Source organism: Saccharopolyspora sp. NPDC050389 (assembly GCF_040655595.1).
Classification (GTDB): Bacteria; Actinomycetota; Actinomycetes; order Mycobacteriales; family Pseudonocardiaceae; genus Saccharopolyspora.
In genome coordinates this window covers 1-13402 of record NZ_JBFAKG010000053.1, presented here as the reverse complement: position 1 = coordinate 13402, position 13402 = coordinate 1, and the positions used below count along the sequence as shown (strand labels likewise).

Here is a 13402-nt window from a genome sequence, read left to right as displayed (position 1 = left end):
CCTTTCTGGTTCGCGTGCGGATGCGGTCCTGGCTCCCGGCACGAGTAGCCGTCCACATCGGATCGATCCGATGTGGACCTTCCGGTGGAGGTGTCAGCCTCGGGGCTCCAACCGGACCACGATTCCCTTCGAGGTAGGCGTGTTGCTGAAGTCGGCCACGCTGTCCAGCGGCACCAGGACGTTGGTCTCCGGGTAGTACGCGGCAGCGGAACCGGGCGTCGTCGGGTAGGCGACTACGCGGAAGTCGCGTGCCCGCCGCTCCACGCCGTCGTGCCACACGCTCACCAGGTCCACCGCGGCGCGGTCGGCGAATCCGAGCGCGTCCAGGTCGACGGGATTGACGAGCACGACCCGGCGGGCGTTGTGGATGCCCCGGTAGCGGTCGTTCGGCGCGTACGGGATGGTGTTCCACTGGTCGTGCGAGCGCAGCGACTGCAGCACCAGATGCCCTTCGGGCGCGCTCAGCATCTCGAACTCGTTGCGGGTGAAGATGGCCTTGCCGCTGGGCGTGGGGAACACCCCGCTGTTCACCGGGTTCGGCAGCGCGAATCCGCCCGGCTCGGCCACCCGCGCGTTGAAGTCCTCGAAGTTCGGCACCACCCGCGAGATCCGGTCCCGGATCGTGCTGTAGTCCGCCTCGAACTCCTCCCACGGAATGGCGGGATTCTCGCCCAGCGTCAGGCGCGCCAGCCTGCCGAGGATCGCCACCTCGCTGAGCAGCATCTCCGAGGCGGGCTCTAGGCGACCGCGCGAGGCGTGCACGACGCTCATCGAATCCTCGACGGTGACGAACTGCTCGCCGCTCGCCTGGAAGTCCCGGTCGCTGCGCCCGAGCGTCGGCAGGATCAGCGCGGTCTCGCCGCACACCGTGTGGGAGCGGTTCAGCTTGGTCGAGATGTGCGCGGTCAGCCGGCACCGGCGCATCGCCTGCTCGGTGATCTCGCTGTCCGGCGTGGCCCGCACGAAGTTCCCGGCGACGCCGAGGAAGAACTTGGCCCGGCCGTCGCGCATGGCCCGGATGGAATCCACCGAGTCCCAGCCGTGCTCGGTCGGCGGGACGAAACCGAACTCGCGTTCCAGCGCGTCCAGGAAGGACTGCGGCATCTTCTCCCAGATGCCCATGGTGCGGTCGCCCTGCACGTTGCTGTGGCCGCGCACCGGGCAGACGCCGGCCCCGGGTTTGCCGATGTTCCCGCGCAGCAGCAGGAAGTTGACGACCTCGCGGATGGTGGGGACGCCGTGCTTCTGCTGCGTCAGGCCCATCGCCCAGCAGACGATGACGCCCTTGCTGGCCAGCACCCGCTCGTGCACCTGCTCGATCTCTTCGCGGGACAGCCCGGTGGCGGTGCGGATCTCGTCCCACGAGATCTTGCGGGCCTGCTCGGCGAACTCCTCGAAACCGCTGGTGTGGGCGCGGATGAACTCGTGGTCGAGCACGGTTCCCGGCGCGGCCTCCTCGGCCTCCAGCAGCAGCAGGTTCAGCGCCTTGAACAGCGCGAGGTCACCGCCGGGGCGGATCTGCAGGAACTGGTCGGCGATGGCGGTGCCGCGGCCGATGATCCCGCGGGCCTTCTGCGGGTTCTTGAACCGGAACAGCCCGGCCTCGGGCAACGGGTTCACTGCGACGATCTGCCCGCCGCCGCGCTTGGTCTCCTCCAGCGCGGACAGCATCCGCGGATGGTTGGTGCCGGGGTTCTGGCCGACGACGAAGATCAGGTCGGACTCGTGGATGTCGTCCAGGCTCACGCTTCCCTTGCCGATGCCCAGCGTCTGCTGCATCGCGGCGCCGCTGGATTCGTGGCACATGTTGCTGCAGTCGGGCAGGTTGTTCGTGCCGAATGCCCGCGCGAACAGCTGGAGCAGGAACGCGGCCTCGTTGTTGAGGCGGCCCGAGGTGTAGAACAGCGCCTCGTCCGGGGAGTCGAGCGCTTTGAGCTCATCGGCGAGCAGGCCGAGGGCCTCGTCCCAGGCGATCGGCTCGTAGTGGTCCGAGCCGGGCCGCTTGACCATCGGTTCGGTGAGCCTGCCCTGCTGGTTGAGCCAGTAGTCGGACTTCTGGTCCAGCTCGGAGATCGGGTGCTGCCGGAAGAAGTCGGCGGTGACCCGGCGCGACGTCGCCTCGTCGTTGACGTGCTTGGCGCCGTTCTCGCAGTACTCGTTGAGGTGGCGCTGCTTCGGGCCCGCTTCCGGCCACGCGCAGCCGGGGCAGTCGATTCCCTTGGCCTGGTTGAGGTTCAGCAGCGTCAGCGTGGTCCGCCGGACCGAGGTCTGCTCCAGCGAGTACTCCAGGGCGTGCGCCACCGCGGGCAGTCCGGCCGCCCAGGTCTTGGGCGGGGTGACCGAAAGAGCGTCCTCGCCCGGATCCTCGATCTTGCTCATGATGTGGCCAACCCCTTGTCCGTTCCGAATTCCGGCGCACTTTCAGCGTTCGGCACCGGTGGTGGAAAGTCAAAGAGGGGGCGGCGATGATCTGATAGGCGGCGGTTATATCCAACTCTGGAGATCGATGATAAGCATTGCTTATAGGCTGGTCGGAAATTCCGCTTTGACCATCCCGGTCGGGTGCCCGAAACTGGTAGTCGACCGAGATTTCCGCATCGCCGGAAAATGCGAACGGCACCAGGTGTTCCGTCGACGATGCACCGGGCGACGCGAGGATCCAGATGAAGCTCATCAGCACCGACACCGCCCTGCCGGTGAAGACCTGGGCGCAGGCGCGGGACACCGCCCGGGATGCCGCCGGAGAGCCGCTGCCTGCCGTTGCGCGTGACCTCGCCGAGGCGCTCGGCCATGCCCTCGCCGAACCGCTGGTCGCGCTGACCGACCTGCCGCCGTTCGACACGTCCGCAATGGACGGATGGGCCGTGGCGGGGCCGGGGCCGTGGCGACTCGGCGGCACCGGCGTGCTGGCGGGCGGGCGACCGGAACCGCTGGCGGAGGGCACCGCCGTGAACATCGCGACCGGTGCTCAGCTGCCACCGGGCCCGATCGCGGTGCTGCGCCGCGAGCACGGCCAGGTCGAGACGTCGGCCCGGATCCTGTTCGACCGCGCCCCGAGCCCACCGGCTCCCGGCCGCGATGTCCGGCCCCGAGGCCAGGAATGCCGTTCGGGCGAGCCGCTGCTTCCGGCGGGCACGACGGTCACGCCCGCCGTGCTGGGCCTGGCCGCGGCGGCGGGGTACGACCGGCTAGTCGTCCATCGCCGCCCGACGGTGGAGCTGCTGGTTCTCGGTGACGAACTGCTGGATTCCGGCTTGCCCCGAAACGGTGCGGTCCGCGACGCGCTGAGCCCGCTGTTGCAGCCCTGGCTGCGATGCAGCGGCGACGTGATCGGCCGGCGCCGGATCTCCGACGACTTCGAGCTGCTGCACGACGCGATCCGGCACTCGCCCGCAGACGTCGTGGTCACCACCGGCAGCACCGCCGCCGGGCCGGTCGACTTCCTCCACGAAGCACTCGGCGCGGCCGGCGCCCGGCTGCTGATCGACTCCGTGGCCGTGCGACCAGGTCATCCGATGCTGCTCGCCGAGCTTCCACAATCCGCAGACGGGCGGAATCGCCGGCTCGTCGAGCTTCCGGGCAATCCGCTGGCAGCCGTCGCGGGAACGGTGACGTTGGCTTCGCCGCTGCTGCGCCGCCTCAACGGTCAACCGGAGGCAGAGCCGCAACGCGTCGCCGTCCAGGTCGAGCTGCCCGGACACCCGCGAAACACCAGACTGCTGCCCGTGCTGCTCCGCGAGAACACGGCAGCACCGCTTCCCTTCGACGGCCCGGCGATGCTGCGCGGCCTAGCGCTCGCCGACGGCCTCGCGGTGGTCCCGCCCGGCGGCGTTCCCAGCGGCTCTACTGTGGACGTTCTCGAGATGCCGCGACCGTGATCAGCCTGTGATCGCTGATGGTTGCACGGTGATCTTGACGTGCTTCATCAGCGGCTGGTCGCTCTGGGTGCTGTAGTCGCCGATGGCGCAGAGGACGTTCATCTCGGGCATGTAGCCGGCCGCGCAGCCGCGCGGGATGTCGTAGGGGATGGCCTTGTACCGGCGCAGCGTGCGGGTGCTGCCGTCCCTGGCCGTGCTGGTGATGTCGACATCGTCGAGCCTGCCGATGCCGCGGTCGCGCATGTCGTCGGCGTTCATGAAGATCAGCGTGCGCAGGTTCTTGATGCCGCGGTAGCGGTCGTTGTCCGAGTAAATGGTGGTGTTCCACTGGTCGTGCGAACGCATCGTCCCCAACGCCAGCGTTCCCGCGGCGGGGACGACGTCGGGAAGGGCGGCCGCGGAGAACTCGGCACGCCCCGAAGGCGTGTGGAACACCAGCTCCCGGGCGGGTTGGCGGAGGCGGAAGCCGAGCGGCAGCCGCACGCGCCTGTTGAAGTCCTCGAATCCGTCGAGCACCTGGGACATGGTGTCGCGGATCCGGTCGTAGTCCTCGACGTACTTCTCCCACGGGGTGTTGCTGCCGGGTAGCGCGGCGCGCGCCATGCCGGCGATGATCGCCGGCTCCGACAGCAGGTCCGGCGAGGCCGGGCGCTTCATGCCCACGGACAGGTGCACCATGCTCATCGAGTCCTCCACCGACGTGGCCTGCAGGCCACCGCGCTGTTGGTCCTTCTCGGTGCGGCCGAGGCAGGGCAGGATCAGCGCCTGGCGACCGTGGACGAGATGGCTGCGGTTGAGCTTTGTGCTGACGTGCACGGTCAGCCGGCATTCCCGCAGCGCGGCGAACGTGTAGGGGGTGTCGGGGGCCGCGAGGGCGAAGTTGCCGCCCATCCCGACGAACACCTTCACGTCGCCGCGGTGCATCGCCTCGACGGTGCCCACCGTGTCCAGCCCGTGCGCCCGGGGCGGATCGATGTCGCAGACCTCCGCCAGCCGTTGCAGGAAAGCCCCGTCCGGGCGGTGGTCGATGCCGCAGGTCCGGTTGCCCTGGACGTTGCTGTGCCCGCGAACCGGCGACGGCCCCGCACCTTCTCGTCCCAGGTTCCCGCGCAACAGCAGCAGGTTGACGATCTCGCGGACCGTGTCGACGCCGTGCTCGTGCTGGGTGACGCCCAAGCACCAGCTGACGATGCTCCGATCGGCCTCGCAGTAGACGCGCGCCGCCGCGAGGATCTCGGAGCGGCCGACGCCGGACTGGCGCTCGATCTCGTCCCAGGAGGTGGCCTCGCACAGGGCGCGGTATTCCGCGAAGCCGGCCGTGTGACGCTCGATGAACTCGACGTCGAGGGCCTTCGGGTCGACTTTCTGCTCGTCCAGAACGGCTTTCGCCATGCCGCGGATCAGCGCCATGTCGCCGCCGATGCGCGGCTGCAGGTTCAACGTGCCGGTGCGGGTCGGCCGGAACGCGGCCATCCGCGCGAACTCGTGCGGGATGATCGTGCGCGTCGAGGCCGCCTCCACCAGCGGGTTGATGTGCACGATCTGCGCGTCCCGGCGGTAGGCCTCGGCGAGCGCGGTGAGCATCCTGGGCGCGTTGGAGGCGGCGTTGACCCCGAGGATGAACAGGGCGTCCGTCATCTCCCAGTCCTTGAGGTCGACGGTGCCCTTCCCGGTGCCCAGGGACGCCTGCAGGGCGCGGCCGCTGGCCTCGTGGCACATGTTGGAGCAGTCCGGGAGGTTGTTCGTGCCGAACTCGCGCGCCATGAGCTGGTACAGGAACGTCGCCTCGTTGCCGAGGCGGCCGGACGTGTAGAAGGCCGCCTGGTCGGGGCTGTCGAGCTCCTGCAGGGTGCGGCCGACGAGAGCGAAGGCGTCCGCCCAGCTGATCGGGACGTAGTGGTCGTTTTCCGGGTCGTACCGCATGGGTTCGGTCAGGCGGCCCTGGTCCTCGAGGTCGAAGTCGCTCCACTCCGACAGTTCGCCGACCGTGTGGGCGGCGAAGAATTCCCGGTCGACCCGCTTGCGGGTCATCTCCCAGGTCACGTGCTTGATGCCGTTCTCGCAGATGTCCAGGTGCAGGCCCTTGGTGTCGTCGGGCCATGCGCAACCCGGGCAGTCGAAGCCGCCGTTCTCGTGGTTCATCTTCATGACCGCCCGCGGGCCGTTCATGAACTCGCGCTCGCGGACCAGGAACTCGGTGACGCTCTTGGCGGCGCCCCACCCGGCGGCCGGGTGGTGGTAAGGCCGGAATTCCGGCTGCGCAGCGTCCTGGTGCTTGCCGTCCCGCTCGTCCATGGGCCACGCTCCTGCAGGTCTCGCGCCGACCACCGCATCCCACCACCGCATCGGTGCAGCGGCAAACCGAGCGGATCGATCACGCCTGGCGCGGAAAAATCATTGCCGCAGGCCGGAATCCGCCTCCGGGCGTTGGCTCGTGATGCTAATTTGGCGAAATGGCCCGCCCGTTCGAGTCGCTTGCTCGTTCATCTCAGCTCGGGCGGCTGCGCAAGCTCGCTTTTCACACCCTCGAAAGCCACGGTGTGGAAATGCGCGGGTTGCGACTCCTGCAATACGAGGACAACGCCGTCTTCCTCGTCGACGCAGGGCCCGGGAAGTACGTTCTGCGCATGTCCGTGCGGCACGGCCGGAGCCCGCAGGAGCAACGTTCGGAACTGGCATGGATGGATGCGCTCGCGTCGGAAAAGGCCGTGCTCGTCCCGAAGTCCGCGGCCGCGGGGGACGGGCGGGTGATCACGCGGTCGCTCGCCGGGTGGCCGGAGCCGGTGACATCGGTCGTGTTCGAATGGATTCCGGGCACGACGGCACCGGCGTATTCGTCTCCAGGTGTCGCCGAGCGACTCGGCCGGCTCACCGCGAGCCTCCATGATCACGCGCAGCGGTACCGCCCGTCCGCGGAATTCGTGCGGCCGTCCTGGGCCTTCGACGACGTGTTCACCAACGGCGCCGCGCTGGCGGACCCGCACGGCCGCCTGGACCGGAGCGAGCGGGATCTGCTGGGCCGTGTGTCGGCGATGGTCCGCGAGCGGATGCCCGATCGCGACCCGGCGGACTGGGGGTTGAGCCACGCCGACCTCCACCGCGGCAACCTGGTCCGCACGCCGGGCGGCGACATGGCGGTCATCGACTTCGACGACTGCGGCTGGGGCTACTACGTCCTCGACATCGCCACGGTGCTGTCCTCCGTGTTGCGCGCCTGCGACTCGCGCTCCTACGGCAGGTTCGCGGCGGGATACCTGCGCGGATATCGCGCCGTGCGCGAGCTGCCACCGGCGATGGCCCGATTCGACGAGTTCCTCGTCATGCGCGACATGATCATCCTGAACTTCGTGCTGAGCTCGGCGAACGAAGCGGTGCTGAGCTGGGGACCGGGCCGGGCCGAAGGGATCTTCGAACTGATGCGGGCCTACGCGGAAACCGGGGAATACGCCGGCCACCTGGATGCTGCGGGCGCCGACGCGGGCTAGGTGGGTGCGACCGATGGGGCCGCGATCGGCTCTGGCAGGGCGTGCAGGCTCAGGTAGTGGCTGAGGTGCGTGGCCGCGTTGAGCATGGCGAGGCCCTGCGCGGTGAGCTTTCGCTGCCAGTCATCCAGGGCGCGGGACAGTGCCTCGGTGCCGCCGGCCGTTCGGATCTGCTGGACCACCGTGGAGATGTGTTCCAGCGGGTAGCCACCGCGTCTGAGGAGGTGGGCGAGCTCGGCGTCGCGGATGTCGCTCGCGCGGTAGCGGCGGTATCCGGTGGCCGGCTCTCGTGCGGGGATGAGAATGCCGGCGCCTTCCCAGTTGCGCAGGGTCGCCCGCGTCACGCGGAGTCGGTGTGCGAGTTCGCCGATGTTCAAGGTTCCGCGGTCTGCCGGTGCGTCTGATGCGGCGTTGGGCTCCGCCGTCAGGTGCTCTACCGCTTTCCGCACCGCATCGAGGGTTTCGCGGTCGCGGAGCAACTGGCCGTGGCCGCGGTCGATGATCATCAGGGCGTCGTTGAGCGCGTCGTCGTGGAGCGCGTTCATGATCTGGCCGCCTGCTGAGTGGCCGTACGCCGGGATGAGGGAGAGGAAGGCGCGCAGCGCGGCCGCATGCACCTCGGTGTAGATCCGGTAGCCGCTAGGCGTGCGCTCGGCGGGCGGGATGAACCCGTCCCGCTCGTAGTTGCGGACCGCCTGGGTCGAGATGCCGTGCTCGCGCGCGAGGTCGGCTGGTCGCAAGGTTATCACCGGTTTGAGACTTTACCGCACGACCACGTGGCCAGGGCTTTCGAAGTATCAATCGTTCTTTCAAGGATACGATTGAGGCTCATGAGTCAGGACATCAGAGACTTCGTGACCGAGTCGTGCGACCTGTTGGCGTTGGGTGAGCCGACGCACTGGGAACCGGCCTTCGGATGGGTTCGCAATGAACTGTTCGCCCAGCTCGTCGACCGCGGCTTCCGGTCGATCGCCCTCGAGACCGATCGCGTTGCCGCGCTCACCGTGAACGATTTCGTCCAGGAAGGAGTGGGAAGCCTCGACGCGGCGATGGGCGAAGGCTTCTCGCACGGCTTCGGAGAGTTTGACGCCAACAGGCGGCTGGTCGCCTGGATGCGCGAATACAACGAGAGCCGCCCCGCAGAACAACGATTGGCCTTCCACGGCTTCGACGCCCCCATGGAAATAATGAGCGCGCCCAGCCCGCGCAGCTACCTCGAATTCGCCCGCGACCACCTGGGGCTCGACCTCGACCTCGCGAGCCTCGCCGGCGATGACGAACGGTGGAGCCGCACGGAGGCGGTCACGGACCCGGCCATGTCGGTCGGCGCCACGGCCGAGGCCGAGAGGCTGCGAACGATCGCCGACGACATGCTCGCCTCGCTCTACGCGCGCGCACCGCAACTGATCGCGGCAACATCACGCGCCGAGTGGTTCAGGGCCAAGACGAACCTCACCGCCGGTCTTGGCTTGCTGCGGTACCACAAGCAGTCCGCACGGCGCATCGAGCAGGCCGCGCGGATATCCGGCCTGGCCGCCACCAGGGATGCGCTCATGGCCCAGAACCTCCTCGATGTCCGAGGAATCGAGGCCCGACGCGGCGCGACGCTGGTCTGCTCGCACAACCTCCACCTGCGGCGAAGCCTGAGCGACCTGCGCATGGCGGATATGGATACCAACTGGTTCGGCGCGGGCGCCATCGTAAGTTCCCTGCTGGGCGAGCAGTACGCCTTCGTCGCCGGCAGCCTGGGCCGTAGCGTTGCCCTTGGGCTCCGAGAGCCCGATCCGAACACCTACGAGGGCATCCTGCAGAGCCGAATCACCACCTGGGGCCTGACACCGGCCACCACGGTCACTTCCGCCCAGACACGCACCGACGTCACCCCGGAGCAGGGCTACATCCCTCTCGACGACGCGACCCTCGGCGCGGCCGACGCGATCCTGCACATCAGCGACGGCGCAACTCAGAAATGACGTGACCGGGCCGTGGGTGGAGGACGCAGACTTCCACCCACGGCCGCACACCTCGGCGAGAATCCCGTTCCAGGAGAAATTCGAGAGCCTGGATCCGCGATTTAGGGCGTGCCTGGTCGGCGAACCGATTCATCCGGCTGAAAAGCGTGCAGGCCGAAGCCCTTCCCGGATGTGGACGTGATTAACCCGGTCTTCGGCGTATGGCTTCCTGTCTTGTTTTCACCAAATACTGGTAGATGGGAAAACTTGGGCAGTTCGTCGAGATGCCCGAGGCGGACGTCGATTCAGATCACCCTGCTGATTGTCAGTGCGGTGTTGCTCGTTGCATGCCTGGTCTTCATTCCCGCATGGCGGCAGCCTGTCGTGTTCTCCCGCCTTCTCTTGGCATCGTATTCTTCGCTGTTCGTGGCGAAGATGCTGCGTGATAGGCAATTCAGAAGGCGTGATCAAGGTTGATGCGAGTGACGACTGGTGGTCGCATCCGGAGCGGCTTGCGGTCCTGCGATGGAGGTGTGGCCCGGGCGGAGCACTGGCCGGGCCGCCTGCGTTGCGCGGCGTCGCCCAGGGTGGCGGGCGGAACGAGGCGTAACCGGTAAATGGTTTTTGGTGGCTTGCTGGATTTGGCCGAATGATGGCGTGCGATGCTGCCGGAGTTCGGCGTTGGAAACCGTGGATCGTTGCGGCGTCCTTTTGCGAATTTTTTCGAACGGGGTTGTTGCGTGTCGCGGTAGGCATCGTGAATGTTCGTGGTTGACCCGAACAGCGGATGGTTTCCCGCTTGCCGGTCGCTACTGTCCCAGTTTGGAGTCGCGGCATTGGGAGCCGGCACGCTGGGGATTCTGACCATCAAAATGCGGGGATTGCTGGAGTCATGGACGGAAACGACCTGGACTTCGACGCCAGTCCGACGTTTCGCGTCCTGGGGCCGGTGGAGGTCGGGGACGGCGCTTCGGCCAGGCGGTTAACCGCCTATCGGCAAAGAGTGGTTCTGGGGCTGCTGCTATTGCGGGTCAACGAATTCGTGTCGGTGGACGAATTGATCGACGCGATCTGGGGCGAATCGCCGCCGCCGACCGCTCGTGAGCAGGTGCAGATTTGTGTTTCACGATTGCGCCGAATGCTGCAGGACATCACCGACGATCGGGTCATCGCGACGCGCTCCGGCGGTTACGTTTGCGAGGTCGATCGGGCATCGGTCGACGCGGCCCTGTTCGAGCACCACGTGCGCGTCGCTGAAGATCATGCGGCGGCGGGCCGAGGCGCGAAGGGTGCGGAGATCTTCCGCCTCGCACTCGGGTTGTGGCGCGGGCCGGTGCTCTCGGATGCCTCGGGCAAGGCGCGGCTGCTCGCCGATGCGCTGGTCGAGAAGCGGATCAGCGTCACCGAACACTGCATCGAGCTCGAACTGGCGGCGGGCAGGCATCGCGAGCTGGTCAGCGAGCTCGTCGGGTTGGTGGCCGAGCATCCCCTGCGGGAGCAGCTGCGCGCCTATCTCATGGTCGCCCTGTACCGCTCCGGGCGGCAGGCCGAGGCGCTGGAGGTCTACCGGCAGGCGCGCAAGGACCTCATCGACGAGCTCGGCATCGAGCCCAGCGATTCGCTGCGGCAGCTGGAGTCCTCGATCCTGTCGGGCGCGGATGAGCTGGGATACGGCGACGCGCCGCCGACGGTCGCAGCGGCCGAGCCGGTGGTGGTCGTGCCCCGCCAGTTGCCGGCCGCCGTCGGCGACTTCACCGGCCGCGGGCTCGCGGTGTCGACCGTGGAGAAGGAGTTGAGCGGATCCGCACCCGGGAACACGATGCGCCTGGTCCGCATCTCCGGGCGCGGCGGTATCGGCAAGACGGCCTTCGCGGTGCACGTGGCGCACCGCTTGGCCGAGCACTATCCAGAGGGACAGCTGTTCGCGAACCTGCACGGAACAGCCGGGTCTCCGGTCGAGAGCGCCGACATCCTCACGCGCTTCCTGCGCGCGCTCGGGCTGCGCGACGGCGAGATCCCCACCGATCCTGACGAGTTGCAGGACGTGTACCGCAGCCGCCTGAGCGGGCGGCAGGTGCTCGTCGTGCTCGACGATGCCGTCGGAGAAGATCAGGTCGTCCCGCTGCTGCCGGGCAGTCCGAGCTGTTCGGTGATCGTCACCAGCCGCCGGCCGCTGGGCAACCTGCCGGGCGCGGTGACGATGAACCTCGACATCCTGGAGAACAAGCACGCGCGCAGCCTCCTCGCGCGGTTGGTGGGGCATGAGCGGGCCGACGCCGAAGCGGAGTCGCTGGAGACGCTGACGCAGTTGTGCGGGCGGTGGCCGCTGGCCATCCGCATCATCGGCGCGCGGCTGGCCGCCCGGCCGCACTGGTCGCTGTCGATGATGGTGGACCGGATGCAGGACGAGCAGCGCCGGCTCGACGAGATCGCGTACGGCAACCTCCACGTGCGATCCACGCTGACGATCTCCTACGACGGCTTGTCGGCTGCCGCGAAGCGCCTGTTCCGGTTGCTGGGCCTGGGCCTGACGCCGGATTTCGCGGTGTGGGTCCCGGCGGCACTGCTGGACGAGGACTGCCTGGCGGCCGGCGACGTGCTGGAGGAGTTGATCGAGGCGAAGCTGATCGACGTCATCGACGGCCACGGCGTCCGGTTCGGCTGGCACGACCTGATCCGGATCTTCGCGCGGGAGAAGCTGGCGGTGGAGGAGGATCCGGCCGAGCGCGACGCGGCGTTGCAGCGGTTGCTGGGCGCGCACCTGGCCTTGGCGGGCGAGGCTCACCGGCGGCTGTACGGCGGCGACTTCACGGTGCTGCACGGCGACGGGTACCGGTGGGAACTCGCCGATCGCGAGGTGGACCGGGTGCTGGCCGATCCGATGTGCTGGCTGGAGGCCGAGGAATCCGGCCTGGTGGCCGCCGTGCACCAGTCGGCCGAGATCGGAGCCGACGAGCAGTGCTGGGACCTGGCGTTGACCTCGGTGACGTTGTTCGAGGCCCGCGGCCAGGTCCACCGCTGGCAGGAAACGCACGAACGGGCGCTGGAAGTCGTGCGCCGCAACGGAAACCGGCGCGGCGAAGCGGCGATCCTGTGCTCATTGGGATCGCTGCGGCAGACGGTGCGGGGCGAGTCCGGCATCGAAGTGCTCGAAGAGGCGTTGCGGCTGTTCACCGAGCTCGGGGACTGCCACGGCCGGGCACTGGCGCTGCGCAACCTGGCGTTCGTCGATCGGATGACGGCTCGGTTCGACAGCGCCGCGGAGCGCTATTCCGCGGCCATCGACGGCTTCCGCGAGGTGGGCGATCTCGTGGCCGAAGCGCACACGCTGGTCAGCCTCGCCCAGGTGCACGCGGATCTGCGGCGCTTCGGCGAAGCCACCGACACGCTCGAGGAGTCGATGCGGTTGTGCCGCCGCACCGGGAACCGGCGCGTCGAGGCGCAGGCCTGGCAGCGCTTCGGCGAGCTCTACCTGCAGCAGGAGCTGTTCGACAAGGCCGAGCGATCGTTCCGGCAGGTCCTCGAGCTGGTGCGGCCCATGTCCGACCGGGTGGGCGAGGTGTTCGCGCTGAGCGGGCTCGGGATGACCTGGACGGCGCAGAACAGGTTCCTGGAAGCGGAGAAGGTGCTCACCCGCGCGCTGGAACTGTGCGAGGTGGTCAGCGCCCACCTCGGCGAAGGACGGGTGCTGCTGGCGCTGGGATGGCTGCACCTGGCGCGGCGGGAGCTCAACAGCGCCGACGAATACCTGCAGCGGGCTTCGGATTCCTTTGAGGAGCTGCGGGCCAAGTTCTGGCAGGCCCGCACCCTGGACGCCTTGGCGCAGGTGCGGATGCGCACCGACCAACGAGCGACGGCGGAGGCCCTGTGGCGCAAGGCGCTGGGCCTGGTCGGAGACGCCACCTCGCACGAGGCAGCGGAGCTCGCCGAACGCATCGGGAGGCGGTTGCGCGTGCTGGAAGGGCCGCTGCTCCCCGATGACGGGCTCGCTGCCGGATAGCACGCGCCCGCGCAGCTGGTGGGCCAGAGCCACGCGTTCAACCGCGAGCGCGGTGGCGGCCTTGCGCAGGGAAACGTGGCGTTCGGCAGC

8 protein-coding genes are annotated in these 13402 nt (G+C 68.4%); 4 read left to right on the top strand and 4 right to left on the bottom strand.

What is annotated here, in order from left to right; translation table 11 throughout:
• Positions 1 to 93: 93 nt before the first annotated feature.
• Complete coding sequence (locus tag AB0I53_RS29950; protein WP_358610165.1) at positions 94 to 2379, bottom strand: FdhF/YdeP family oxidoreductase; 2286 nt, start codon at positions 2377 to 2379, stop codon at positions 94 to 96.
• 284 nt (positions 2380 to 2663) lie between these two features.
• Between AB0I53_RS29950 and AB0I53_RS29945 the strand changes: the two genes are divergently transcribed.
• The gene (locus AB0I53_RS29945; protein WP_358610162.1) at positions 2664 to 3878 is read left to right on the top strand and encodes a molybdopterin molybdotransferase MoeA; all 1215 of its coding nucleotides are present in this window, start codon (positions 2664 to 2666) and stop codon (positions 3876 to 3878) included.
• On the opposite strand, the gene AB0I53_RS29940 is transcribed toward AB0I53_RS29945, so the two are convergent.
• The gene (locus AB0I53_RS29940) at positions 3879 to 6173 is read right to left on the bottom strand and encodes an FdhF/YdeP family oxidoreductase (RefSeq protein WP_358610159.1); all 2295 of its coding nucleotides are present in this window, start codon (positions 6171 to 6173) and stop codon (positions 3879 to 3881) included.
• A 251-nt stretch (positions 6174 to 6424) separates the two neighbouring features.
• Here AB0I53_RS29940 and AB0I53_RS29935 point away from each other — a divergent pair, with 251 nt between their 5' ends.
• Positions 6425 to 7363, top strand: a complete 939-nt coding sequence (locus tag AB0I53_RS29935) for a phosphotransferase (RefSeq protein ID WP_358610156.1) — start codon at positions 6425 to 6427, stop codon at positions 7361 to 7363.
• Here the strand turns inward: AB0I53_RS29935 and AB0I53_RS29930 are convergent.
• Positions 7360 to 8109 (bottom strand): TioE family transcriptional regulator, encoded by a 750-nt coding sequence (locus AB0I53_RS29930; RefSeq protein WP_358610153.1) that lies wholly within the window; start codon positions 8107 to 8109, stop codon positions 7360 to 7362. The two genes, AB0I53_RS29935 and AB0I53_RS29930, sit on opposite strands and share 4 nt — an antisense overlap.
• Positions 8110 to 8190: 81 nt before the next feature.
• Here AB0I53_RS29930 and AB0I53_RS29925 point away from each other — a divergent pair, with 81 nt between their 5' ends.
• Positions 8191 to 9333 carry an erythromycin esterase family protein gene (locus AB0I53_RS29925; protein ID WP_358610150.1) on the top strand — a complete coding sequence of 381 codons (1143 nt, stop codon included), beginning with the start codon at positions 8191 to 8193 and terminating at the stop codon, positions 9331 to 9333.
• A gap of 433 nt (positions 9334 to 9766) precedes the next feature.
• Here the strand turns inward: AB0I53_RS29925 and AB0I53_RS29920 are convergent, their stop codons facing one another.
• Positions 9767 to 10162, bottom strand: coding sequence for a hypothetical protein (locus tag AB0I53_RS29920; RefSeq protein ID WP_358610147.1), 396 nt, complete (start codon positions 10160 to 10162; stop codon positions 9767 to 9769).
• A gap of 42 nt (positions 10163 to 10204) precedes the next feature.
• Here AB0I53_RS29920 and AB0I53_RS29915 point away from each other — a divergent pair, with 42 nt between their 5' ends.
• Complete coding sequence (locus AB0I53_RS29915) at positions 10205 to 13312, top strand: BTAD domain-containing putative transcriptional regulator (RefSeq protein ID WP_358610144.1); 3108 nt, start codon at positions 10205 to 10207, stop codon at positions 13310 to 13312.
• The last annotated feature ends 90 nt before the right edge of the window (positions 13313 to 13402 follow it).

What these genes read in the sequence shown, in the direction of transcription:
- AB0I53_RS29945 (WP_358610162.1), top strand. Translation starts at nt 2,664, where the DNA reads ATGAAGCTCATCAGCACCGACACCGCCCTGCCGGTGAAGACCTGGGCG.
- AB0I53_RS29950 (WP_358610165.1), bottom strand. Translation starts at nt 2,379, where the DNA reads ATGAGCAAGATCGAGGATCCGGGCGAGGACGCTCTTTCGGTCACCCCG.
- AB0I53_RS29915 (WP_358610144.1), top strand. Translation starts at nt 10,205, where the DNA reads ATGGACGGAAACGACCTGGACTTCGACGCCAGTCCGACGTTTCGCGTC.
- AB0I53_RS29935 (WP_358610156.1), top strand. Translation starts at nt 6,425, where the DNA reads ATGCGCGGGTTGCGACTCCTGCAATACGAGGACAACGCCGTCTTCCTC.
- AB0I53_RS29925 (WP_358610150.1), top strand. Translation starts at nt 8,191, where the DNA reads ATGAGTCAGGACATCAGAGACTTCGTGACCGAGTCGTGCGACCTGTTG.
- AB0I53_RS29940 (WP_358610159.1), bottom strand. Translation starts at nt 6,173, where the DNA reads ATGGACGAGCGGGACGGCAAGCACCAGGACGCTGCGCAGCCGGAATTC.